This is a genomic window from Acidovorax sp. (genome assembly GCF_027492855.1).
Taxonomy (GTDB): Bacteria; Pseudomonadota; Gammaproteobacteria; order Burkholderiales; family Burkholderiaceae_C; genus Acidovorax.
In genome coordinates this window covers 1-24,431 of sequence record NZ_JAPUDY010000020.1, presented here as the reverse complement: position 1 = coordinate 24,431, position 24,431 = coordinate 1, and the positions used below count along the sequence as shown (strand labels likewise).

The 24,431-nt window shown below is 66.4% G+C and carries 18 protein-coding genes; 8 read left to right on the top strand and 10 right to left on the bottom strand.

Annotated elements, in window-relative coordinates; translation table 11 throughout:
* Window positions 1-1,195 (bottom strand): chromate efflux transporter (gene chrA / locus Q0105_RS03660; RefSeq protein WP_298208865.1); only part of this gene is annotated, 1,195 nt, incomplete at its 3' end.
* A gap of 186 nt (window positions 1,196-1,381) precedes the next feature.
* Between chrA and Q0105_RS03655 the strand changes: the two genes are divergently transcribed.
* Window positions 1,382-3,283 (top strand): propionate--CoA ligase, encoded by a 1,902-nt coding sequence (locus Q0105_RS03655; RefSeq protein ID WP_298208863.1) that lies wholly within the window; start codon window positions 1,382-1,384, stop codon window positions 3,281-3,283.
* An 896-nt stretch (window positions 3,284-4,179) separates the two neighbouring features.
* On the opposite strand, the gene Q0105_RS03650 is transcribed toward Q0105_RS03655, so the two are convergent.
* The 3 genes from Q0105_RS03650 to Q0105_RS03640 form a co-directional block, all read right to left on the bottom strand.
* Entirely contained in the window at window positions 4,180-8,013 is a 3,834-nt protein-coding gene (locus Q0105_RS03650; RefSeq protein WP_298208862.1) for an EAL domain-containing protein, read from the bottom strand.
* A gap of 285 nt (window positions 8,014-8,298) precedes the next feature.
* Entirely contained in the window at window positions 8,299-8,817 is a 519-nt protein-coding gene (locus tag Q0105_RS03645) for a methylated-DNA--[protein]-cysteine S-methyltransferase (protein ID WP_298208860.1), read from the bottom strand.
* Between the two features lie 64 nt (window positions 8,818-8,881).
* Window positions 8,882-10,432, bottom strand: a complete 1,551-nt coding sequence (locus Q0105_RS03640; RefSeq protein WP_298208859.1) for an AlkA N-terminal domain-containing protein — start codon at window positions 10,430-10,432, stop codon at window positions 8,882-8,884.
* Window positions 10,433-10,571: 139 nt separating this feature from the next.
* On the opposite strand from Q0105_RS03640, the gene Q0105_RS03635 reads away from it, so the two are divergent.
* From Q0105_RS03635 to Q0105_RS03625, 3 genes are all read left to right on the top strand, one after another.
* A complete protein-coding gene (locus Q0105_RS03635) occupies window positions 10,572-11,960 on the top strand; it encodes a phosphomannomutase/phosphoglucomutase (RefSeq protein ID WP_298208858.1) in 1,389 nt (462 codons plus the stop codon).
* A gap of 71 nt (window positions 11,961-12,031) precedes the next feature.
* Window positions 12,032-12,814 carry a carbon-nitrogen hydrolase family protein gene (locus tag Q0105_RS03630; protein WP_298208857.1) on the top strand — a complete coding sequence of 261 codons (783 nt, stop codon included), beginning with the start codon at window positions 12,032-12,034 and terminating at the stop codon, window positions 12,812-12,814.
* Window positions 12,811-14,178 (top strand): 3-deoxy-D-manno-octulosonic acid transferase, encoded by a 1,368-nt coding sequence (locus Q0105_RS03625; protein WP_298208855.1) that lies wholly within the window; start codon window positions 12,811-12,813, stop codon window positions 14,176-14,178. Before Q0105_RS03630 ends, Q0105_RS03625 begins: the two co-directional genes overlap by 4 nt.
* A gap of 32 nt (window positions 14,179-14,210) precedes the next feature.
* Here the strand turns inward: Q0105_RS03625 and Q0105_RS03620 are convergent, their stop codons facing one another.
* The 6 genes from Q0105_RS03620 to Q0105_RS03595 are packed head-to-tail and all read right to left on the bottom strand — an operon-like array spanning window position 14,211 to window position 21,824.
* Window positions 14,211-15,545 carry a TolC family outer membrane protein gene (locus Q0105_RS03620; protein WP_298208853.1) on the bottom strand — a complete coding sequence of 445 codons (1,335 nt, stop codon included), beginning with the start codon at window positions 15,543-15,545 and terminating at the stop codon, window positions 14,211-14,213.
* A 55-nt stretch (window positions 15,546-15,600) separates the two neighbouring features.
* Window positions 15,601-15,954: a rhodanese-like domain-containing protein gene (locus Q0105_RS03615; protein ID WP_298208851.1), complete on the bottom strand. Its 354-nt coding sequence runs from the start codon at window positions 15,952-15,954 to the stop codon at window positions 15,601-15,603.
* A 23-nt stretch (window positions 15,955-15,977) separates the two neighbouring features.
* The gene (locus tag Q0105_RS03610) at window positions 15,978-16,691 is read right to left on the bottom strand and encodes a protein-L-isoaspartate O-methyltransferase (RefSeq protein WP_298208848.1); all 714 of its coding nucleotides are present in this window, start codon (window positions 16,689-16,691) and stop codon (window positions 15,978-15,980) included.
* Between the two features lie 34 nt (window positions 16,692-16,725).
* Window positions 16,726-19,908, bottom strand: coding sequence for an efflux RND transporter permease subunit (locus Q0105_RS03605; protein WP_298208846.1), 3,183 nt, complete (start codon window positions 19,906-19,908; stop codon window positions 16,726-16,728).
* Window positions 19,909-19,923: 15 nt separating this feature from the next.
* Window positions 19,924-21,114: an efflux RND transporter periplasmic adaptor subunit gene (locus tag Q0105_RS03600; protein ID WP_298208844.1), complete on the bottom strand. Its 1,191-nt coding sequence runs from the start codon at window positions 21,112-21,114 to the stop codon at window positions 19,924-19,926.
* 2 nt (window positions 21,115-21,116) lie between these two features.
* On the bottom strand, window positions 21,117-21,824 hold the full coding sequence (locus tag Q0105_RS03595; RefSeq protein WP_298208842.1) for a TetR/AcrR family transcriptional regulator: 708 nt from the start codon (window positions 21,822-21,824) through the stop codon (window positions 21,117-21,119).
* 93 nt (window positions 21,825-21,917) lie between these two features.
* Between Q0105_RS03595 and msrA the strand changes: the two genes are divergently transcribed.
* From msrA to Q0105_RS03575, 4 genes are all read left to right on the top strand, one after another.
* Window positions 21,918-22,454: a peptide-methionine (S)-S-oxide reductase MsrA gene (gene msrA, locus Q0105_RS03590; RefSeq protein ID WP_298208840.1), complete on the top strand. Its 537-nt coding sequence runs from the start codon at window positions 21,918-21,920 to the stop codon at window positions 22,452-22,454.
* A gap of 208 nt (window positions 22,455-22,662) precedes the next feature.
* The gene (locus Q0105_RS03585) at window positions 22,663-23,088 is read left to right on the top strand and encodes a Fur family transcriptional regulator (RefSeq protein WP_298208867.1); all 426 of its coding nucleotides are present in this window, start codon (window positions 22,663-22,665) and stop codon (window positions 23,086-23,088) included.
* Window positions 23,085-23,768 (top strand): ATP-binding cassette domain-containing protein, encoded by a 684-nt coding sequence (locus tag Q0105_RS03580; protein ID WP_298208837.1) that lies wholly within the window; start codon window positions 23,085-23,087, stop codon window positions 23,766-23,768. Before Q0105_RS03585 ends, Q0105_RS03580 begins: the two co-directional genes overlap by 4 nt.
* Window positions 23,765-24,431: ABC transporter permease (locus Q0105_RS03575; RefSeq protein WP_298208836.1), on the top strand; the 667-nt coding region annotated here is incomplete at its 3' end. The genes Q0105_RS03580 and Q0105_RS03575, both read left to right, overlap by 4 nt.

Genomic DNA, 24,431 nt, shown 5'->3' with positions numbered 1-24,431 from the left:
GCCACAGCAGGTGGTAGGCAAAAAACAGCGCCAGGTTCAGGATCACGCCCACCACAGCAGCCGTGATGGCCGACAGCGGCGCGGTGAATCCCAGCTTGCCGTGCGTGGCCTCCACCAGCGGGCCGCCCGCCAGGATAAAGATGAACGAGGGCAAAAAGGTCACAAACGTCACCACGGCGGCTGCCGCTGCGGCGCCGGCAAACAGCGCGTCTGCCCCCCACACCTGCTGCAGCCAGCCGCCCACAAAACCCACAAACGCCACCACCATGATCAGCGGGCCGGGCGTGGTCTCGCCCAGGGCCAGGCCGTCAATCATCTGCGGGGCGCTGAGCCACTGGTAGTGCTCCACCGCGCCCTGGTACACATAGGGCAGCACGGCATAGGCGCCGCCAAAGGTGAGCATGGCCGCCTTGGTGAAGAACCAGCCCATCTGCGTGAGCGTGCCGTGCCAGCCCTGCGTGGCCACCAGCAGGCCCATGGCCGCCAGCCACAGCACCAGCCCTGCCAACAATACCTTGACCAGGTGGACGCGAGAAAAGCGCGCATGGGCAGGCGTTGGCGTGTCGTCATCGATCAGCGCGGGGCCATAGCCCTTGTGGGCATTGGCATGGCCGCCCCCCAATGCAAACACAGTGGGCCAGCGCTGCGCGCCAAAGTAGCCGATGAGCCCGGCCGCCAGCACGATGGCGGGGAAGGGCGTGTCGAACGCGAAGATCGCCACAAACGATGCGGCTGCGATGCCCCACATCCAGCCGTTCTTGAGCGCGCGGGTGCCGATGCGGTGCGCGGCATGCAGCACCAGCGCCGTCACTGCGGGCTTGATGCCGTAGAAGATGCCCGCCACCACCGGCACATCGCCAAAACGCAGATACACCCACGACAGCCCGATCAGGATGAACAGCGAGGGCAGCACAAACAGCGCCCCCGCCACGATGCCGCCCCAGGTGCGGTGCATGAGCCAGCCGATGTAGGTGGCCAGCTGCTGCGCCTCGGGGCCAGGCAGCAGCATGCAGTAGTTGAGGGCGTGCAAGAAGCGGTTTTCGCTGATCCAGCGGCGCCGTTCCACCAGCTCGGCGTGCATGATGGCGATCTGGCCTGCAGGCCCGCCGAAGCTGATGAACCCGAGCTTCAGCCAGAACAGAAAGGCGTCGCGGAACGGGACGGACGTGGGGGCAGGGGACGGTGCTGGGTGCATGGTCCGGGAGTGTGACAGGCCGGTATGACGTTTGCCGACATATCAATATGCCTGCTGTATCTGGAGCCATGGATGACGAGGCAGAGGGTTGGCTGCGTCAGTTTGCCGCAAGCCCGTCATGAATAATTATGAATTCAAAACCTGCTGTCCTGGCAGGGCGAGAGAGATGCCGAGGAGACACCCACAATGACCGCACACAGCACCTACGCCGACTTCTACCGCCAGTCCATCGAGCACCGAGACACCTTCTGGAGCGAGCAGGCGAAGTTGATCGACTGGAAGACGCCCCCGCAGCAGGTGTGCGACTACAGCAACCCGCCGTTTGCGAAATGGTTTGTGGGCGGCACCACCAATCTGTGCCACAACGCGGTAGACCGCCATCTGGTCACGCGCGCCAGCCAGGCGGCGCTGGTGGCGATCTCTACAGAAACCGACACCGAACGCAGCTACAGCTTTGCCGAATTACATGCCGAGGTGCAGCGCATGGCGGCGGTGCTGCAAGGCCTGGGCGTGAAGAAGGGCGACCGCGTGCTCATCTACATGCCCATGATTGCCGAGGCCGCGTTTGCCATGCTGGCCTGCGTGCGCATTGGCGCTCTGCATTCGGTGGTGTTTGGCGGCTTTGCCTCGGGCTCGCTGGCCTCGCGCATCGAAGATGCCGAGCCGGTGGCCGTGGTCAGCGCCGATGCCGGGTCGCGCGGCGGCAAGGTGGTGCCGTACAAGCCGCTGCTGGACGAAGCCATTGCGTTGTCCAAACACAAGCCCAGCGCCGTGCTGATGGTGAACCGGGGCCTGGCCCCCATGCACCTGCAGGCAGGCCGCGACCACGAATGGGCGCCGCTGCGAGAGCAGCACCTGAACACCGTGGTGCCCTGCGAATGGGTGGAATCCACCCACCCCAGCTACACGCTGTACACCAGCGGCACCACCGGCAAGCCCAAGGGGGTGCAGCGCGACACCGGCGGCTACACGGTGGCGCTGGCGGCCAGCATGAAGCACATCTTTGACGCCGAGGCGGGCGACGTGTACTTCGCCACCAGCGACATCGGCTGGGTGGTGGGCCACAGCTACATTGTTTACGGCCCGCTGATCGCGGGCATGACCACCATCATGTACGAAGGCCTGCCCACGCGGCCCGACGCAGGCGTGTGGTGGAGCATCGTCGAGAAGTACCAGGTCACGCACATGTTCTCAGCCCCCACGGCGGTGCGTGTGCTCAAAAAGCAAGACCCGGCCTACCTCGCCAAGTACAACGTCAAAAGCCTCAAGGCTCTGTGGCTGGCGGGCGAGCCGCTGGATGAGCCCACCGCGCAGTGGATCAGCGATGCCCTGCAGGTGCCCATCATCGACAACTACTGGCAGACCGAGACCGGCTGGCCCATCCTGACCCTGGCCAACGGTGTTGAGCCGCAAACCACGCGCTTCGGCAGCCCTGGCAAGGCCATGTACGGCTACAACGTCAAGCTGATCGACGAGAGCAACGGCGAAGAGCTGACCGGCGCCAACCAGAAGGGCGTGGTCGCCGTCGAAGGCCCGCTACCCCCCGGCTGCATGCAGACCGTGTGGCGCGACGACGCGCGTTTTGTGAATACCTACTGGAAGAGCATCCCCGGCCGCCTGGTCTACAGCACCTTTGACTGGGGCATCCGCGACGCCGACGGTTACTACTTCATTTTGGGCCGCACCGACGACGTGATCAACGTGGCCGGCCACCGCCTGGGCACGCGCGAGATCGAAGAAAGCATCGCCGCGCACCCGAGCATTGCCGAAGTGGCGGTGGTGGGTGTGGCTGACAGCCTCAAGGGCCAGGTGGCCATGGCCTTCGCTGTGGTGCGCGATGCCTCGGTGCTTGGCTCCGAAGTCGCCCGCCTGAAGCTGGAAGGCGAGGTGATGAAGCAGGTGGACAACCAACTCGGTGCCGTGGCCCGCCCATCGCGCGTGCACTTCGTGACCGTGTTGCCAAAAACCCGCAGCGGCAAGCTGCTGCGCCGCGCCCTGCAGGCCGTGGCAGAGCGGCGCGATCCGGGGGATCTGACGACGATGGAAGATCCGGCGGCGTTGCAGCAGGTGAAGGATTTGGTGGGATGAGGCGTGTGGCGGTGGTTGAAAATACTATAAAAATGATAGCTATTTGCGCTTGATGGTAAAGCGCTGAAGGCTATTTTCTCTTTGATTATTTCGGGTTGAGCTTGTCGGCTTGTTTGGGCGGCATGCTTTGGTTCAGATCGGAGGCCGGGTCTCGGCCCGGCGGCCGAGGTACTTGTTCTTTGCTTCGCCAAAGAAAAGTACCCAAAAGAAAGGCGACCCACAGTCTGCGACCCCTGCGCTTCGCTACGGGGCAAACCTGCGTCGGGGCGGTTGCGGGGTGCGCCGTGGAACTCGCTTTGCGCTGCGCGCGCCGCTCGGACAACCACGGCGAGTCAGTTCACGAAGCATGGGCGCTTCGACGCCCATGCCACCCCGCAACCGCCCCGCCGCAGGCGCAGCCAGATGGGGTGGACAGCTAAACATCCAAACAGCCATACGGGCCATCGCTGCGCTCGGCCCGGTCTCGCGGGCGCAAGCGCCACGCGCCGCGCAGGCGGGGCCGAGCGCAGCGATGGCCCGTGGGGATGTCCGATTCGTGGGTCCCCTTCTGTATGCGCCTGGGGCGCGCAGGGCGCGGGGTGGCACGCGCGTCGGAGCGCGCGTGCTTCGTGAACTGACTCACCGCAGTTGTCCGAACGTAGCTGCGTAGCAGCGAAGTGAGTTCTGCGGTGCACCCCGTGACCGAGCACCCCAGGTTGCCCCGCAGCGCAGCGAAGGGGTCGCAGACAGCAGGGTCGCCTTTTCTTTGGTGACTTTCTTTTGGCGAAGCAAAAGAAAGTCACTGCGCCGCCGGGCGCACACCCCGGCTCCCGTCCGCAGCGCAGGTATGTGTTCAAACCAGCCCACAAATCCAGACTTCGACAGGCCCAAATGATTCCTATCTTTTGCCGTACGCACTACACCGGCCTGTTGCGCTGCCACCCCGCTGGCGGCTGCCACTCCGATGTCCATTGGATGAAGTTCTCCAGCGGCATGGGCCGGGCGATGCAGTAGCCCTGGGCCTGGATGCAGCCCAGTTGCAACAGCATCTGGCCCTGTTCGACGGTTTCCACGCCCTCGGCGACCACGCGGTAGCCGAAGGAGCGGGCCAGGCCGATGACGCCCTGCACGATGGCCAGGTCGCCGGGGTCGCTCATCATGCCGTGCACAAAACTCTGGTCGATCTTGAGCGTGTCCATGGGCAGGCGGCGCAGGTAAGTCAGCGACGAGTAGCCGGTGCCAAAGTCGTCCAGCGACACCGTCACGCCCATGGCGCGCAGCTCGGCCAGGGTGGCCGACACGGCCGCCAGGTCGTAGAGCGCGGCGCTTTCGGTGATTTCGATCTCCACCAGGTGTGCGGGCACCTCGGGGTGCTGCGCCAGGCAGTGTGCTATCCAGCGGGCAAAGCCGGGCTGCTGCAGATGCTGGGCGGAGATGTTGATGCTCAGCGGCATGGGCAGGCCTTGCTGCTGCAGTTGCTCGATGATGGTGAGCGCTGCCTCTACCACCCATTCGCCGAAGCTGGCCTCCAGCTCGGTGCCTTCGAGCAGCGGCAGGAACTCGCCGGGGGACACCAGGCCCCGCTCGGGGTGTTGCCAGCGCGAAAGCACCTCGGCGCCCACCACGGTGCCGCTGCGCATGTCCACCTTGGGCTGCAGGTACAGCGTGAATTGCGCGTCGGCCAGGGCATCGCGCAGGTGGCGGCCTTGGGCGCGCTGCAGTTGCACGGCACGCTCCTGGGCGGCGTCGAACTGGTGAAAGCGGTTGCGCCCGGCCTGCTTGGCGACGTACATGGCGTGGTCGGCGTGGCGCAGCAGGGTGTCGGCGTCGGCGTCGTCTTGTGGAAAGACGGTGTAGCCAATGCTGGCTGTTACCACCACGCGCTCTGTCTCCAGGGTGTAGGGGGCTGAGATGCTTTCCATCACCTGTTCGAGCAAGCGCTCGCAGTCGCTGACGGTTTGCAGCCCCGGCATGAGGATCACGAACTCGTCGCCGCCCAACCGGGCCACGCTGTCCACGGGCCGCAGCGCGCGGGTCAGGCGCCCGGCCACCACCACCAGCAAGCGGTCGCCTGCGCCATGGCCTAGGCGGTCGTTCACGGGCTTGAAGCCGTCCAGGTCGAGATAAGCCACGCCCAGCTGCGTGCCGTTCATGCGCGCGCGGTCCATGTTCTCTTGCAGCTTGCGGGCCAGCAGCACGCGGTTGGGCAGGCCGGTGAGGGCGTCGAACAGCGCCAGTCGCTGCAGCATGACCTCTTGTTCGCGCTGGGGCGTCACGTCGATGGCCACGCCCAGCATGCGGGCGGGGCGCCCTTGGCTGTCAAAGCCGACGATCTTGCCCAGGTTGCGCACCCAACGCGTGGCGTCGCCGGGCTGACTCATGGGCCAGGTTGCGTCAAACAGCGAGCCTGGGTTGGCGGCATGGTGCGCGAGTTCGGCGGTGATGCGTTCGATGTCGTCGGGTGCGATGCCGTGGGTCCACTGCGCGGATGCTGGCGTGTCGTCCGACGCGTTCAGGCCCCGCATGGCGCGCCAGCGGCTGTCGCCAGTGACGGCGCCGGTCTGCAGGTTCCAGTCCCACAGCCCCAGCGATGCGGCCGAGATGGTGAGCGACAGCAGTTCCTCCCGTTCGCGCACCTGCTCTTCGTCGCGTTTGCGATTGGTGATGTCGTGCAATGAAAAGAACCAGCAAGGCTCGCCGTCGAACTCGATGGGCCGCACGGACTGCAGCACGGTCCGCGTCTGGCCGCTGCGTGTGGTCAGGGCAAACTCATAGTCGCTGAGCTGGCCCTTGCGCTCCAGGTGCTCCATGAGCCGCTGGCGGTCTTCGATGGTCACGATACCGAGCCCAACCCCCGTATGCCCAATGGCCTGTTCGCGGGGGATGCCGATCATCTCCTCCCAGGCAGGGTTCAGGTCCACATAGCTGCCGTCGCTGCGGCGCGCCAGGCCCATGGGGTAGGGCATGATCTGGAAGATGCGCGAGAAGCGCTCTTCCGACTGGCGCAGGCGCTGCTCGGCCCGCTTGGCTTCGTCGATGTCCTGCATCACGCCGCGCACGCGCGCCACGCGGCCGTTCTCAATCACGGGCTCGCCGCGCGCACGCATCCACAGCAGGTGGCCGTCGGCGTGGAGCACCTCCATCTCCATGCTCCACGCCTTGCCCGCGCGGATGCTCTGGCGGACTTTCTCGCTCAGTGCCTCGCGGTAGGCGGGGGCCACATGGCTGTTGATGTAGTCGTGGGGCGGTGGCTGGTTCGGGTCCAGGCCATGGATTTCGAAACACACTTCCGACCAGTACGTCACGCCCTTGCCGCGTTCGTCCTCCCAGGCGCCGAGCCGCGCCAGCCGGCCGGCCTGCTCCAACTGGTTGTTGGCTGCCCGAAGTTCGTCGCTGGTGCGTTGCGCGACGGATATGTCGTGAAAAATGAAAACAAAGCAATTTTCACCATCCACCATCACCGAGCGGGCCGACATCAGCCCCGGTATGAGCCTTCCATTGGCCTGCGCCACCATCGGCATGCGGTCCACTTTGCCGTCGCGCTGGAAGGTTTCAACCATGCGGACGCGCTCTTGTTCATTGGCCCAGACGCGCAGCTCGATCGAGGTGATGCCCACTATTTTTTCGCGGGGGAGGCTCATCATTGCGCAATAGGCCGGGTTCACATCCAGAAAGAGCCCGTCGGAGATGCGTGAGATGCCCGCAGGGTCGGGCAGCGTTTGGTAGAACGTGGTGTATTTGGCCTCGGAGGAGGAGAGCGCTTGCGCCAGATCGCGCTGTGCCGTGATGTCCACGTACATGCCGATCATGCTGGTGGGGCGGCCCTGGGCGTCGCGCCGGGCTACCGTGCCGCGCGACATCAGCCAGCGCCAGCGGCCCGCCAGATCCATCACGCGGAACTCTGCCTCGTAGGTTTCCGACTGCCCGCTCATGGACTGCGCCAGCCGCGCGGCACTGCGTTCGGCATCTGCTGGGTGGCGCCGGGCATACCAGCGCTCCCACAGGTCGGGGGCGCCCGCATCGGCGGCGGTGATGCCAAAGGCTTCGTAGAAGGCGCCATCGCAGCGGAACTGGCGCAAGTCCACATCCCATTCCCAGCGCCCGCCGCCGAGGGCATCCGTGGCCAGACGCAGTTGTTGTTCGCGCTCCTCGAGCGCATGCAGGGACTGTTCCTGCGCCATGGTCAGTTTGGCCTTGTTCTGCAGCAACTGCTGCCCCGTGCCCAGCAGCACGATGCCAGCAGCATGGAACCAGGGCAACTGCCGCAGCCATTCCAGGAGCGATGTGGGGACCGGCATGGCGCCGCTGGCCATCAGGCACAGCGCGGCCACGGGCGGCAGGGTGACCGCCAGGCCCGCCATGCCCATCCAGGGCCGCACGCCGCGGCGGGTATCGAACTTGCGCCACAGCAGGCCCAGGGCGCATGCGCCCATCTGCACGGCAAGGGCAGGCCAGACGGGTTCGTGGCTCCCGGTCAGGGCCAGCAGGGCCAGGGCGGTGGTGATCAGCGCTGAGAACAGCCCGAAATACAGGCTGACAAAAGCCGTGGTCGTGGGGTAGGTCACCAGATGTGCATCGGGTGCATTCGCGCGCATGACCCCCAGCACCAGGATCGACACGACACCCCCCACCACCCCGACCAGTGCCTGTGTGCGGCGTGATGGCTGCAGGATTTCGGCAGGCTGCAGGTGCGCGAGCACCAGCACCAGCAGGATCAGCAGTCCCCCTGCCAGCAGCGCGTTATGGACCATCGTGGAAGGCCCGTGTCAAAAAGCAAGAAAACAAAAGGGAGAAAAACGTGGCGCAAGGCCAGGCGGGCCTGCGTTTCGCCAAGCCACCATCCCGCCACGGAAAACTTGTGGCGTGTGAGCAGAAACCTGCAGGGAGAACCATGCACCAAGTTTAGGCGCGTTGGGTGGGTGCTGCGGGCGAAACGGCTGTCCAGATAAGCCCGGTTGACAACCACCTGGCTGTCCCCAAACAGCAGGACGCAGCCCTTTAGCAGAGGGTAAGAGCGCTCAGGGGCGGAGCGCCTATTAGGAGGGAGTTGGTGTCCCCTCCAGCGCCAGCAACGCAACCTTACGTGGAAGACCGCCCGCGTAGCCGGTCAGGCTGCCGTCCGCGCCCAGCACCCGGTGGCAGGGCACCACCACGCTCAGCGGGTTGCGCCCCACGGCGGCGCCCACGGCCCGCACGGCGCGGGGGCGGCCCAGTTGCTGGCTGATGTGGCCGTAGGTGCTGGTGCCGCCCCGGCCAATGGCCAGCAGCGTACGCCACACCTCCTGCTGAAAGGGGGTGCCGCCCGAGAGGTCCAGCGGCAGATCGAAGCCGCTGCGCTCACCCTGCAAATACTGCTGCAACTGGCCGGTGGCCTCTTGCAACAGCGCGTGGTCAGTGGCCTCGGCCCAAGCGGCGGCGCCATAAAGCTGGTGGCTGGGCTCGTGGCGCTGGCCCTCGAACCAGACGCCACACAGGCCCAGGGGCGAGGCAGCCAGGCGCACCGGGCCGAGGGCGGTGTTGGCGCAGGCCTGCACGGTGTGGGGGTGGTAAAGCATGGGCGATTGTCCTGAAGAATTTAACGAAATTGGCACCTAACGCTTTATCTATAAGCGCGAGCAGCTATTGTTTTGATAGTGTTTGTGGTGCAGGCGCAGCCCAGGCCCGCAGCACCGCATAGCTGCGCCAGGGGCGCCAGGCCTCGGATGCGGCAGCGGCTGCGCGGGCCGGGTTTTTTTCACCCTGCACGCCCAGGGCCTTGTGCAGCGCCACGTCGCCCGCCGGAAAGGCGTCGGGCCAGCGCAGCACGCGCATGGCGATGTACTGGGCCGTCCAGTCGCCGATGCCGGGCAGCGCACACAGCGCGGCCGTGGTGCTGGCCACGTCGGCACCGGCATGCAGGGCCAGTTGGCCGCTGTCCACGGCGCGGGCCAGCGCCACGATGGCCGCCTGGCGCTGGCGCACGATGCCCAGTTGGCCCAGCGTGTCGCCGTCGGCCACGGCCAGCGTGGCGGGGGTGGGGAACAGGCGGCCTAGCTCAGGCCAGGGCGTGGCGATGGGTTCGCCCAGCCGCTCCACCAGCCGCTGGCCCAGCGTGCGCGCGGCGGCCACGGTGATCTGCTGGCCCAACACGGCGCGCACGGCCAGTTCGAACCCGTCAAAGGCGCCTGGCACGCGCAGGCCATCGCCTTCGGGGAAATGTGGGTGCAGCACAGCGTTGATGGCGGCGGGGTCGGCGTCCAGGTCGAGCATGGCGCGCACGCGGCGGATCACCAGCGGCAGCACCGGGTACAGGCTGTCGCTGGTCTGCAGCAGCACCTGGTGGCGGGCCATGTCAAAACGCGCACTGAGCCAGCCGGTGGTCTCCTGGGCCAAACCGGTGCTCGCGGCGGGCAGGCGCACGGTGCGGCGCAGCGTGGCCTCGGCCGGCAACACCCATTCGACGCCATGGAACTGCCGCCGTTCAAAAAACGCCAGCAGCGCCGCCACGTCAAACGGCGGGCGCCAAGCCAGGCGCAGCGTGGTGCCGCCTGTGCCGGGTGCACCGCTGCGCCGCAACTGGGTGGGGTTCAGGCCGTAGTGCCCGGCAAACGCGGCATTGAAGCGACGCAGGCTGGCAAAGCCGCTGGCCAGCGCCACCTGCGTGACGGGCATGGCCGTGTCGGTGAGCAACTGTTTGGCCGTGAGCAGCCGCCGGGTCTGCAGGTATTGCAGGGGCGACACGCCCAAGGCGGCCTCGAAAATGCGGCGCAGGTGGCGGTCGCTCACGCCCAGGCGTTCGGCCAGGCGGGCCACGGTGGCGCCGCCTTCGCCCGGTGCGGTTGGGGTGGGCCAGAGATCGGGGGCATCCAAAAGACGCACGGCCTGTTGCACCAGGATGCTGCTCGCGTCCTGCACCGACCACACCAGGGCTTGCGGCGCCAGCTCGGGCCGGCAGCGCAGGCAGGGCCTGAACCCGGCGCTCTCGGCCTGCGCGGCCAGGGCGAAAAAGCGGCAATTTTCGCGCCGAGGCGTGCGAACGGCGCACACAGGGCGGCAGTAGATGCCGGTGGAGGTCACGGCGGTGAAGAAGTGACCGTCAAAACGTGCGTCCCTGGCCTGCACGGCCAGGTAGCGGCCTTCGTCCGAAGCGGTATCGGTGCCTGCGGATGGGGGCGGGTTCATCGAAGTCATGGGCTGAATCATAGGGACCGCGCGCGCCCTGACTGGCCGTTTTCGGACATGTGCCTGTCGCTTCCCCCAGGAGGAGGCGGGCAGGGGCACGCCTACAATGCAAACGGCTCGTCAACCCCACATCGAAAGGTCCCCCTACGTGCAACCCACGCCCGCCATTTTCAAAGCCTACGACATTCGCGGTATCGTGCCGACGACCTTGAACGAAGAAGTAGCCCTGGGCCTGGGCCGGGCCTTTGGCACTGCGGCACGCGCCGAGGGGCAGACCACGGTGGCGGTGGGGCGGGATGGCCGCTTGTCGGGGCCTGCCGTGTCGGCGGCGCTGATCAAGGGGCTGATGGAGGCGGGCATTGCGGTGATCGACGTGGGCCTGGTCACCACGCCGCTGTTGTACTTTGCGGCCAGCACGCTGTGCCAAAGCGGCATCCAGGTCACCGGCAGCCACAACCCCAAGGACTACAACGGCTTCAAGATGGTGCTGAACGGCCGCGCCATCTACGGCGACGAAATCCAGGCCCTGCGCCACACCATGGAGCAGGAAAGCTGGCAACTGCAGCCCGGTGGCACGGTGCGCCATGTCGATGTGCTGCCTGCCTACACCGAGCGCATCGTGGGCGACGTGAAGCTGGCCCGCCCGATCAAAATCGTGGTCGACTGCGGCAACGGCATCGCGGGTGCGTCGGCCCCGGCCATCTTCCGTGCGCTGGGCTGCGAGGTGACCGAGCTGTTTTCGGAGGTGGACGGCAACTTCCCCAACCACCACCCCGACCCGAGCAAGCCCGAGAACCTGCATGACCTGATCGAAGCCCTGAAGACCAGCGACGCCGAGCTGGGCCTGGCCTTTGATGGAGACGGCGACCGCCTGGGCATCGTGACCAAGGACGGCACCAACATCTTCCCCGACCGCCAGATGATGCTGTTTGCGCAGGACGTGCTCTCGCGCGTGCCCGGCGGCGAGATCATCTTCGATGTGAAATGCACCCAGCGCCTGGCGCCCGCCATTGCGGCTGCGGGCGGCGTACCGGTGATGTTCAAAACCGGCCACTCGCTCATCAAGGCGCGCATGAAAGAAAGCAACTCGCCCCTGGGCGGCGAGATGAGCGGCCACATCTTCTTCAAGGAGCGCTGGTTCGGCTTTGACGACGGCACCTACGCGGGCTGCCGCCTGCTGGAGATCTTGAGCAAGGGCAGCGACCCGAGCGCCGTGCTCAACGCACTGCCCACCAGCTTCTCGACCCCCGAGCTCAACGTGGCCTGCGCCGAGGGCGAGCCACACCGCCTCACGGCCGAGCTGCAAGCCCTGGCCGCAGGCCTGTTTGCCGCGCCCGCCACCGTGAGCACCATCGACGGCCTGCGCGTGGATTGGCCCGACGGTTTTGGCCTGATCCGCGCCAGCAACACCACGCCCGTGCTGGTGCTGCGCTTTGAGGGCCACACCCCCGAGGCCCTGGCCCGCATCGAGGCCGCCATGCTGGCGCTGCTGCACCGTGTCAAGCCCGACGCGCATGTGGGTGCGGCCAGCCACTGACGCTACACGGCGCAAAACCGGCCGCCACGCACGCTGCAGCAGCCTTCCGTTTCTTTTTTGATCCTCGTTGAATGACGCCGTCCCTGTCCACGCCCCTTCGCGTCGCAGCCGCCCAGTCGCCCTCGGCGCCGGGCGATGTGGCGCGCAACGTGTTGACACACCTGGCCTTTGTGCGGGCGGCGGCGCACGAACGTGTGCAGGTGTTGGTGTTTCCCGAGCTGTCGCTTACCGGGTATGAGCCGGATCTGTTGGCGGCCAACGTGTTGTTTGCCGAGCACCCTGCGCTGGCTGCTTTGCTGCAGGCGGCCCGCCACCACGGCGTGACCCTGGTGGTTGGTGCCCCGGCAGAGCCGATGGCAGAGGGCGCACGGCCCGCCATTGGCGCCTGGGTGCTGGGTGCCGACGGCAGCGTGGCGCTGTACCGCAAGCGTCATCTGCATCCGAGCGAAGAACACTTCGCCAGCGCAGGCACGGACGATACACAAGTGCGGCTGCTGGCGGGCGAGCCCACCGGGATGGCGGTGTGCGCCGACATCACGCACCCCGAGCATGCCCAGGCCGCCCATGGGGCGGGGGCAAGCCTGTATGCCGCAGGGGTGCTGATCTCCGCAAAAGCCTACGAGGCCGAGTCGGCCCTGTTGCAGGGCTACGCCCGCGAGCACGGTATGGCCGTTTTGCTGGCCAACTACAGCGGGCCTTCCGGCGGCTATGCCAGCGCTGGCCGCAGCGCCTTCTGGGCACCTGGCGGGCAGTGCGTGGTGGCGGCGCCCTCCGACGCCCCTTGCCTGGTGTGGGCAGCGCGCGGCGACAGCAGCTGGACGGGCGGGGTCGTGGGCCTGAACCTGCCTGTATGAATGCCGCACGCGCCCTGTACTCGCTGATCACCTGGTGTGCGCAGCCGCTGCTGCTGCGCAAGCTGCGCCGCCGCGCCGTGGCCGAGCCCGGCTACGCCTATGCGGTGGGCGAGCGCTTTGGCCGCTATCCGACGTCCATCGACAGCCTGATGCCGCAAAGCACCTCTGACCCGCTGGGCCGGTTCGTGTGGATCCACGCCGTCTCGCTGGGCGAAACGCGTGCGGCCGCCATCTTGCTGGCGCAACTGCGCGAGCAACTGCCCGGCATGCGCCTGCTGCTCACCCATGGCACTGCCACGGGCCGGGCCGAGGGCGAAAAACTGCTGTTGCCCGGCGACGTGCAGGTGTGGCAGCCCTGGGATACGCCCGGCGCCGTGGCCCGGTTCCTACGCAAATTTCGCCCCGCCATCGGCATCCTGATGGAGACGGAGGTCTGGCCCAATCTGGTGGCAGGCTGCAAGCGGCGCGGCGTCCCGCTGGTGCTGGCCAATGCGCGCTTCAACGAAAAATCCCTGCGCAAGGCACAGCGCCTGGGGGCGCTGGCCCGGCCAGCCTACAGCGGACTGGCAGCAGTCTGGGCGCAGACGCAGGACGACGCGGACCGCCTGCAAGCCCTGGGTGCCCCGGTGCACGGCGTGTTTGGAAACCTCAAGTTCGACGTGGTGCCCGATGCCGCGCTGCTCGAGCGGGGGCGGCTTTGGCGCAGGCAGACCCTGCGCCCCGTGGTCATGCTGGCCAGCAGCCGCGAAGGAGAAGAGGCGCTGTGGCTGGAGAATTTCAAGCCAAAAGAGGCTCTAGCGCTTAATCAGCAAGCGCAAGCAGCTATCAATAGTGAAGCAAATACTGCCGGTGACGTGCAATGGCTCATCGTGCCGCGCCACCCCCAGCGCTTTGACGAGGTGCACCAGTTGCTTCTGCGCGCAGGCCTCACGGTTTCGCGCCGCAGCACCTGGGCGGCTGGCCCCGCATCTGCGGACGTGTGGCTGGGCGACTCGCTGGGCGAGATGACGATGTACTACGGCCTGGCTGACGTGGCCCTGCTGGGCGGCAGCTTTGCGCCGCTGGGCGGGCAAAACCTGATCGAAGCCGCCGCCTGCGGCTGCCCCGTGGTGCTGGGGCCGCACACCTTCAACTTTGCCGAGGCAGCAGAGCTGGCCTGCACCGCCGGTGCTGCCCAGCGGGTGCCGGACATCGCCGCAGGCATGGCGCTGGCAAGCAGCCTGGCGCAAGACGCCCCCGCACTGCGTGCCGCCAGCGAGCGCGCCACACGCTTCACCACGGCCCACCGGGGTGCGGCGCAGGCCACGGCGCAGGCGATTTTGGGTCTTTTGCTGCCTGGGGATGGGGTGGCGAACGGGGCATAACGGCCCGTCCTGCCCGCAGGCAGGGTGTTGGTTTACTTGACCAGCAGCGCGTTGACCGCCTCGATGTCCTGCTGCGTCAGCGTGCCTGCCGCCTGGCGCAGCTTGAGTGTGCCCAGCAGCACGTTGTAGCGGGCCTGGGCCAGGTCGCGCTTGGTTTGGAAGAGCTGGCTTTGGGCGTTGAGCACGTCGATGTTGATACGCACGCCCACCTGGTAGCCGAGTTTGTTGGCGTCAAGCGCGCTTTGGCTCGATGCCTCGGCGGCTTCCAGGGCCTGGACCTGGCCCTGGCCAGACTGCACGCCGAAGAAGGCGGCGCGGGTGGCCTGGGCCACGCTGCGGCGGGCGGTCTCCAGGTCGGCCGTGGCTTTTTCTTCGAGTGCCAGGGTTTCCTTGACGCGGTTTTGCACCGCGAAGCCCGCGAACAGCGGTAGGTTAAACGCCACACCCACGCTGGCGGCGTTGCTGCGGTTGGTGATGCCGGGCGCGGAGATGGTGCCGTGCAGGTTGCGCGTGACGTTGTAGCCCGCCTGCAGGTCTACGGTGGGCAGGTGGCCGGTTTCGGCCTTTTTGGTTTCCAGCCGTGCGATGTCCAATGCAATGGCGGCCTGGCGAACGGCGGGTTGTTGGTCGCGTGCGGTGTCCACCCAGGTGATCACGTTGTCGGGCTGCACGTTGGGCAACTGCAGCGGCAGGGCCAGCGGCCGGGGTTGGGTGCCGGTGATGCCTACCAGTTGGTCCAGCGCCAGGCGCTTGACGCGCTGGTCGTTCTCGGCCGCGATTTCCTGGGCGATCACCAGGTCGTAGCGCGCCTGGGCTTCGCGCGAGTCGGTCACCGTGGTGGTGCCCACCTCGAAATTGCGCTTGGCCGAGGCCAGTTGCTCGGAGACGGCGGCTTTTTGGGCGCGCACGAAGGTCAGGGTGTCTTGCGCGGCCAGCACGTCAAAGTAGGCCTGGCTCACGCGCACCAGCAGGTCTTGCGTGGCGGCATCGAGCTGGGCCTGCGCCACGTCCACCCCGCGCTGGCCTTGCTCCAGGGTGATGCGGTTGGCGGGCCGGTACAGCGGCTGCGAGGCGTTGATGCCTGCCGTTTGGGCCGTGCCGGTGTTTTCGATTTTGGGGCGGCTCAGCTCCACGTTGGAGCGGGTGAGCCCACTGCTCAGCCCCACCGAGGGCAGCAGGCCAGCGCGGGCTTGGTCGGCCTTGCGGCCTGCGGCATCGAGCTGTGCGCGGGCCGACTGCCAGGCCGTGTCGTAGGTACGGGCCGATTCCACCAGCTCCAGCAGGCTCTGGGCTTGAACCGGAGCGGAGAGCGCTGCGCCCAGCGCGAGGGACAGAAGAGGCAGGGAGCGGGGCCGAAACAGTGTCATGAAGGTCCTTCGGAAAATTCTGCGGTTCGATGGCGGGAGCGGGCCGGTATCAACGTCAGTAGCGGGGCACGGCGGGGTCGTTTTCGTGCGACCAGGCGTCGATGCCACCGGTGATGTTGGCCAACCGTTCAAAACCGTTGTGCTGCAAGAACGCGGCCACCCGCAGGCTGCGTGCGCCGTGGTGGCACAGGCAGGCAATGGGACGTTGTGTCTGGCGGGCAGTGTCCAGTTCGGCCAGGCGCGCGGGCAATTCGCCCATGGGGATGGCAACCAGCTCAAAGCCATCCGCGCGCACGCTAGCGGTTTGCAGCTCCCAGGGTTCGCGCACGTCCAGCACCAGGGGCTGGCTGCCAACGGGTGCCGTGGCGAACCAGGCAGACAACTGGGCAGGGCGGACGTGATCGATCATGCAGAACTCCGAAGGGACAGGGGTCAGAACGTGAAGCCGGATGGCTCGGGGAAGTGCACCAGGCGGGGCGCGATGGTGTCCCAGGGCGCCGTGGTTTCAAAGCGGTCGCCGGTGCGGCGGGTCAGGGTGAAACGCATCACTGGTTCGCCACCCACGATGGCGCCCAGGCGGCCGCCGTCGCGCAGCAGGGCCAGCAGGGCGCTGGGCACTTCGGCGACCGAGCCGCTGAGCACGATCACGTCGAATGGGCCGTCAGGCACGGCGTCACGGGCGCCGTCGCCCTGGCGCACTTCGGCGTTCTGCACACCGGCGTCGCGCAGGTTTTCGCGGGCCATTTCGGCCAGTTCGGCGTTGATTTCGAGCGACACCACGCGCTCGGCGCGGTGGGCCAGCAGGGCGGCCATGTAGCCCGAGCCAGCGCCGATTTCGAGCACGCGGTCGGTGGATTGGACTTGCAAGTCTTGCAGGATGCGCGCTTCCACGCGGGGCTGCAGCATGCTGTGGCCCAGGCGCACGGCTTCTTCGGCGTCGTCGCCCAGCAGTGGCACTTCAATGTCCATGAACGCCAGGCTGCGGTAGGCAGGGGGCACAAAGTCTTCGCGGCGCACCACGGCCAGCAGGTCGAGCACGTCGGCGTCGAGCACGTTCCAGGGGCGGATCTGCTGCTCGATCATGTTGTAGCGGGCCTGGGCGACGGGGTCGCTGATGTTGGCGGACGTGTTCAGGGGCATGTTCATGGAATTTCTCCGTGGAGGACTGGTGTCGGGACGATCAGGACAAACCCTTGATTTTAGGCGCTGGCTGGGAGCGCCCCATCTTTCGCAGCGCCCATTGCGCCAGATCGTCCATATAGCAATACACCACGGGCACCACCACCAGCGTGAGCAGCGACGAGGTGATGACCCCGCCAATCACGGCCTGGCCCATGGGCGCGCGCTGCTCGGAGCCTTCGGACAGCGCAAACGCCAGCGGCACCATGCCGAAAATCATGGCCAGCGTGGTCATGAGGATGGGGCGCAGCCGCACACGGGCCGCCAGCAGCAGAGCCTCGGCGCGGGGCAGTCCGGGCACGGTGCGGCCCTCGTCGTTCACATGTTCCTCGCGGGCGCGGATGGCAAAGTCCACCAGCAAGATGGCGTTCTTGGTGACCAGGCCCATCAGCATCACCACGCCGATGATGGAGAACATCGACAGCGTGGAGCGGAACATCAGGAGCGCCAGCACCACGCCGATGAGCGTGAACGGCAGCGAGGTCATGAGCGCCAGCGGCTGCAAAAAGCTCTTGAACTGGCTGGCCAGGATCATGTAGATGAAGATGATCGCCATGGCCAGCGCCGAGATGGCGTAGCCGAACGATTCGGCCATGTTCTTAGTGGAGCCGCTGAACTGATAGCGGTAGCCGGGCGGAAAGACCACGGTATCGAGCGCCTTCTTGATGTCGTTCGACACCTCGCCAGCCGAGCGCTGCGCCACGTTGGCGTTCACCGCCACTTCGCGGGTCAGGTCGCGCCGATTGATCTGGTTGGCGCCGGTGGATTCGGTCACCCGGGCCACCTGGTTCAGGCGCACGATGCGGGTGGTGCCGTCGGCAGCAGCCAGGGCAAAGGGCAGGCGCTCCAGGTCTGCCGGGGCGGTGCGTGCCTCGGGCGCCAGGCGCACGTTCACGTCGTAGGTTTGGTCGTCTGGCGCACGCCAGTTGCCCACCGTGGTGCCTGCCACCAGCGTACGCAACGATGTAGCCATGGGCGCCACCGACAGCCCCAGGTCCGAGGCCACGTCGCGCTTGATTTCGAGCGCGATCACCGGCTTGTTGGGCTTGGCGCTGGTGTCTAGGTCCACCAGGCCGGGGATGTCGCGGATCTTTTCGGTGACCACCTTGGTCAGGCGTTCGAGCTCCTGCAGATCAGGCCCTTGCAGCGAAAACTCCACCTGCTTGTTGCCACCCACGGCGTCCAGCAGGCCCACGTGCGTGATGGTGATGCCCGGCACGCTCTTGAGGCGCTCGCGCAGCACGTCGGACATCTGATCCACGCTGCGGCTGCGGTCCTTGCGGTCCACCAGGCGCACGTAAATGCTGGCGTAGATCTTGCCCTGTGCGCTGCCGGTGTTGATGGTGGTCAGCGTGTAGCGCACTTCGGGCATCTCGCGCAGGATGCTTTCCACCTGCCGGGCTTTGGCCTCGGTGGCTTCTAACGACGAACCCACGGGGGTGTAGAAGTTGAGGCTGGTTTCCGAGAAATCGGCCTTGGGTACGAATTCGGTGCCCAGCAGCGGCACCATGAACACGCTCAGCACAAAGATGCCCAGTGCGATCAACATAGTGGCCAGCTTGTGCACCAGCGACCAGCGCAGGATGTGCTGGTAGCCCTCGGCCAGTGCGTCGGTGGCCCGGTCGAACCAACCCGTGACGCGGCCAATCGTCTTGTCGTAGAAAGTGACTGGCGCAGTGCGCTGGCCGTGGGCATGGATGCTCGGGTCGTGCCAGATGCTCGACAGCATGGGGTCGAGCGTGAAGCTCACAAACATCGAAATCAGCACCGCTGCCACGATGGTGATACCGAACTCGTGGAAGAACTTGCCGATGATGCCGCCCATGAAGCCGATGGGCATGAACACCGCCACGATGGACAGCGTGGTGGCCAGCACGGCGAGGCCAATCTCCTGCGTGCCGTCCATCGCCGCGTCGTAGGCGCCTTTGCCCATCTGCACATGGCGCACGATGTTCTCGCGCACCACGATGGCGTCGTCGATCAGCAGGCCCACACACAGGCTCAGGGCCATCAGCGTGATCAGGTTGATGGTGAAGCCAAACATGTTCATGAACAAGAAGGTGCCGATCAGCGCAATCGGCAGGGTCAGCCCCGTGATGACGGTGGAGCGCCAGGAGTTCAGGAACAAGAACACGATGAGCACCGTGAGCGCGGCGCCTTCGATCAGCGTTTGGCGCACGTTGCTGACCGCTACGCGAATGGGGCGGGAGCCGTCGCCAATGGTCTCCAGCCGCACGCCGGGAGGCAATTGGTTCTTGATTTCGGCCACGGCGGCGTTCAGGCCGTCCACCACCTCGATGGTGTTTTCGCCCTGCGACTTCTGCACCGACAGCAGCAGGGTGCGCTGGCCGTTGTAAAGCGCCAGGCTCTCCACCTCTTGCGCGCCGTCGTTCACACGGGCCACCTGCTCGAGGCGCACGGGCGCTCCATTCTTGCGGGCCACGATGATCCGGCCGAAGTCCTCGGGCCGCTCCATGCGCGCGTCGATCTGCACCACGCGCTCTTGCGCTAGCGAGCGGATCGCACCCACGGGCAGGTCCTGGTTTTCGCTGCGCACAGCCTGCACCACCTGGTCAGGCGTGACGCCAAAGGCTTCGAGCGCCTGCGGGTTCAGGTAAATGTTGATTTCGCGTTTGGTGGCGCCCACCAGGTTCACGGCGCCCACACCGCGCACGTTCTCCAGGCGTTTCTTGAGAATCTGTTCGGCCCAGGTGGTCAGCTCGACGGCGCTGCTACTGGATTTTTCATCCGGCAGCACGGCCAACGACCACACGGGCCGGCTGGCGGGGTCGAAGCGCAGCACGCGCGGCTCCTTGACCTCGGTGCGCAGGTTGGGGCGCACGGTGGCCACCTTCTCGCGCACATCCTCTGCGGCCTTGCGGCCGTCGATGTGCAGTTGGAACTCGATGATGACAACCGCCGTGCCCTCGTAGCTGCGCGAGGTGAGGGCGTTGATGCCTGCGATGGAATTGACGCCTTCCTCGATCTTCTTGGTGACCTCGCTCTCAACGATTTCAGGCGAGGCGCCGGGGTAGTCCACGGAGACCACCACGACGGGGAAGTCGATGTTAGGAAACTGATCGACCTTGAGGCGCTGGTACGAGAACAGGCCCAGTACGACGATGGCGAGCATCACCATCGTGGCGAACACGGGGTTTTTGAGGCTGACTTTGGTGAACCACATGGCGGGGCCGGGCGCTCAGGGTGCAGCGCGGGAGGCCGCGGGCGCAACGGCAGCCGCGCTGGCAGCCCCGGCAATGGGTGCAGCGGTGGATACGGCCGTGCCTTCGCGCAGCAGTCCGATGCGGCCCGCAATCACGGGTGTGCCGGTGGGCGCACCCTCTACTGCCACCAGGGTCTGTCCCTTGACCACGGCCCTTGCGCCGGTTTTGACCGGCACATGGGCCACCCGGCCGTCTTTGATTGTTTGCAGATAGGGCGCGGGTTTGTCGGTGCGCACCGCGTCGAGCGGCACGGCCAGCACATCGGCATGGCCGGTGTCGAGCGTGCCCTGCACAAAAAGGCCTTGGCGCAGAGGCGTTGCATTCTGGGCCTGCTCTACGCGCAGATAGACCGGCACCGAGCGGCTGCCCGCTTGGGCGCTGGGGCTGATGCGCACCACGGTGGCAAGCACCGGGGTGGGCATGCCGTCGATGAAAAGCTGCGCCTTCTGGCCTACGCGCACCGCCACGGAATCGGCGGGGGTGAGCATCGCCTCCAGTTCCAGACGCGACAGGTCCACCACTTCAATGATGCGGGTGTCCAAGGCCACGCGCTCGCCCGGCTGGGCCAGCCGCTGCGCCACCTGCCCGCTGATGGGGCTTTTGAGCACCGTATCGTCCAGCGCCTTGCGCGCCACGTCGGCAGCGGCCACCGCTGCCTGGTAGCTTGACTGAGCGGCCTCCAGGCTGGACTGCGAGGTCACAAGCGCCGTGGGCGAGATAAAGCCCTGGTCTACCAGCGCGCGGTTGTTGGTGTACTGGCGCTGGTTGATGTCCACCTGCGACTTGGCGGCATCGGCCTGCTGCTGCGCCTGGCGCAGGCGGGCGTGTGCCTCGGTGGGGTCGATGCGCGCCACGATCTGGCCGGCCTTCACGCTGTCGCCCTCGCGCACGGTCAGGCCCTGCAGCTCGCCGCCCGTGCGGGCCTTCACCATGGCCGAATCCACCGCCTTGAGCGCGCCGGACACCGGGACACCCAGCGGCAGATGGAGCTGCTGCACGGTCAACACCTCGTCCGCGCCCAGTTGCATCGGTGCACTGGCCCGCTGGGCGCTGGCTTCGCTCAGCACCTTTTGCTGCGCCTGCCGCGCGGCCATGGCCCGCCAGATTCCTCCACCCAACAGCACTATGACGATGGCTGCTGCCATCCAGGGAAACCAGCGTTTCATGATCAGACGTTGCCTGTCAAAAGAGGAGGGGGAGGAGGAGAGGGCGGCGTATCGGACCGAATACACAGCCCGTGCAGGATGTTGTCGACCTGGGCCGCGATGTACTGCTCGGGCGTCACGTCCAACGCATCGGGCATACAAGCACCGATGGAGTGTTTCCACAGCGTAAGGAAAATCATCGGGGCCAGTACCACGTACACCATGCAGTCGATATTCACCGCGCGGAACTCGCCACGGGCCACTCCGCGCTGAAGAATGCGGCGGACCAGGGCCTGGCCCGGCAAGACCACCTCTTGCTGGTAGAACTGAACGATCTCCGGGAAGTTCTGGGCCTCGCTGAGCATCAGCTTGGTGATGCCCGACGCCTTGGTACTGCCAATGCGCTCCCACCAGACTTGGTAGCAATAGCACAGCAACTCGCTGGTGGTGCCTGCAAAGGCTTCCAGCTCATCGCTCCATTCGGCAAACCGCCCGGCGATGTTCTCGCGCACCACGGCCTTGAACAGTTCTTCCTTGCTCGGGAAGTACAAAAACAGCGTGCCCTTGGACACCCCCGCCCGCGCGGCCACCTCATCCACCCGCGTGGCGGCAAAGCCCTTTTCGACAAAAAGGTCGAGCGCGGCTTCCAGCAGCTCGCCAGGGCGGGCCTCCTTGCGGCGCTCGCGCTTGGTGCCTGCGGCTGCAGAAGTGGAAGAGGGCGTGGAGGGCAAGATGTTTTGGTTAATGACTGACCGGTTAGTAATGTAGCAAGCAGGGGATGGGGCGTCAATTCATAATGATCAAACTTCAATCAAAGGACCACCATGACCTTGCAAACCATCACCCTGGGCGGCGGCTGCTTCTGGTGCACCGAAGCCGTGTTCGACCGCGTGCGTGGCGTTACCGACGTGGAAAGCGGCTACACCAATGGTCACACCATCAACCCCAGCTACGAACAGATCTGCCGGGGCGACACCGGCCACGCCGAGGTGGTGCGCCTGACGTTTGACGCCGACGAGATCAGCCTGGAGGAGATCCTGGAGATCTTCTTCCACACCCACGACCCGACCACCCTCAACCGCCAGGGCAACGACGTGGGAACGCAGTACCGCAGCGGCATCTACTACGAGAACCCCGAGGACGGCGAAATCGCCAACAACATGATCCGCCAGATGTCGCAAGACAAACTGTTTGGCGCCCCCATCACCACCGAGGTGAAGCCGCTTGCCAACTACAGCGCGGCCGAGGCCTATCACCAGGATTACTTTGCGAAAAACCCGAATGCCGGGTATTGCGCGTTTGTGGTGGGGCCGAAGGTGGAGAAGTTCAGAAAGACGTTTGTGCGGTATTTGAAGGGCTGATCTCCCTCGTATCGCCTCAGGTTCGCCTCGACGACGATAAAGGTGTCGGAGGCAGGGAAACACAGGGCCGTGCAAGGCTTTTCCGTCGTAGGAGGCCGGGGGTGTGGGCATAATGCAACCCAATTGCGTTAAAAGCCTTGCCCGCTCACCGCAGCCCATGCCTGCCCCATCTTCCTCCCCCTCCAAACCCTGGTCGCTCCCTCCCAGCATGCGCGCCACCCGCGCCACACGGGCGTTGGCGGCGCTGTATGAGGCGCGGCCCGACGCAGCACTCTCCGAATCCGAAGTCGAGGCGGCACTCACCACTGCGGGCGCGCCCGTCAACAGGGTCACCGTGTACCGCATGCTCGACCGTTTTGCCGTCGCCGGCCTGTTGCACAAGCAGGTTGATGCCGCCCGCGTTACGCGTTACGCGCGGGCGCCGCAGGGCGAGGAGGGCGCCGCACCACGGTTTGAATGTGACGACTGCCATCGCCAGTTCCGCCTGTCCGAGGGCTCGGCCAAGGTGCAGACGGCCTTGAAGCAGGTGCTGCAGGCCTTGGCCACGGCGGGGCACGAGAGCCTGGCGGTGGACATTGCGGTGCGTGGGCGCTGCGCCGGGTGTGCGCATCCATCGGAGGGCGCTGCCGCATGATCCGTACCCGAGGGCTCTCGTACACCTATGCCACGGGCGGTGCTGCGCCGCTGCGTTTTCCGGATGTGGATCTGCGCCAGGGCGGCACCTTGCTGCTGCGTGGGCGATCGGGCACGGGCAAGTCCACCTGGTTGGCGCTGATGGCGGGGCTGCGCGGCGCCAGCGGAGGCGATTTGTTTGTGGCGGGCACCCAGCTGGGCACGCAGCGGGGCGCCGAGATCGACGCATGGCGCGCCCGCACCATTGGTTTTTTGCCGCAGAAGCTGTACCTCAGCAGCGCGCTCACCGTGACCGACAACCTGGCACTGGTCTACTTTGCGGCCGGGTTGCCGCGCGACGATGTGGCCATCCAGCGCGCGCTGGCGCAGGTGGGGGTGGCCGAGCTGGCGGCACGCAAGCCGCACCAGCTCTCGGGCGGACAGGCGCAGCGTGTGGCGCTGGCGCGGGCCGTGCTGCTGGCGCCCGAGCTGCTGCTGGCCGACGAACCCACGGCCAGCCTGGATGACGAGGCCGCTGCCGACGCGCTCACGTTGCTGCGGCAAAGCGCCGCCGCCTGCGACGCCAGCCTGGTGATCGCCACGCACGACCAGCGCGTGGTGCAGGCGCTGGCGGGCGCACAGACCTTGGATTTGAATGAAATGGGCACCCTGCGCTTGATGGATAAGCGCGAGCAGCTATGAAAAACATAGTAAAACTCGCTCGCCTGTCGTGGCGCTATCTGTGGTCTCGCCCGCTGGCGGCGGTGCTTAACCTGCTGGTGCTCACGCTGGGCCTGGCCGCCATCACGCTGGTGCTGCTGGTGGCCACGCAGCTCGACAAGGCGTTCGAGCGCGACCTTTCGGGCATCGACCTGGTGGTGGGCGCCAAGGGCAGCCCGCTGCAGCTCATTTTGGCGGGCGTGTTCCACATTGACGTGCCCACCGGCAACATCCCGCTGCAGGAGGTGCAAACCCTGCAGAAGAACCCGCTGGTGGCCCAGGTGATCCCGCTGAGCCTGGGCGACAGCTACCAGGGCTTTCGCATCGTGGGCACCACCCCCGACTACGTGGCGCATTACGAAGCCACGCTGGCTGAGGGCGCGCTGTGGCAGCAGCCCATGGATGCCGTGCTGGGCGCCAGCGTGGCACGTGGCATTGTCAAAAGCAGCCATGCGGGCGCGCCGCTGACCGGCGCCACCTTCATCGGCAGCCATGGCCTTGGCGGGGGAGGGCATGCGCACGGCGATCACCCCTACCGCGTGAGCGGCGTGCTCGCGCCCTGCGGCTGCGTGCTCGACCGGCTCATCCTCACCAGCACCGAATCCGTCTGGATGGTGCACGAGACCGCCACGGCCAACGATGCCG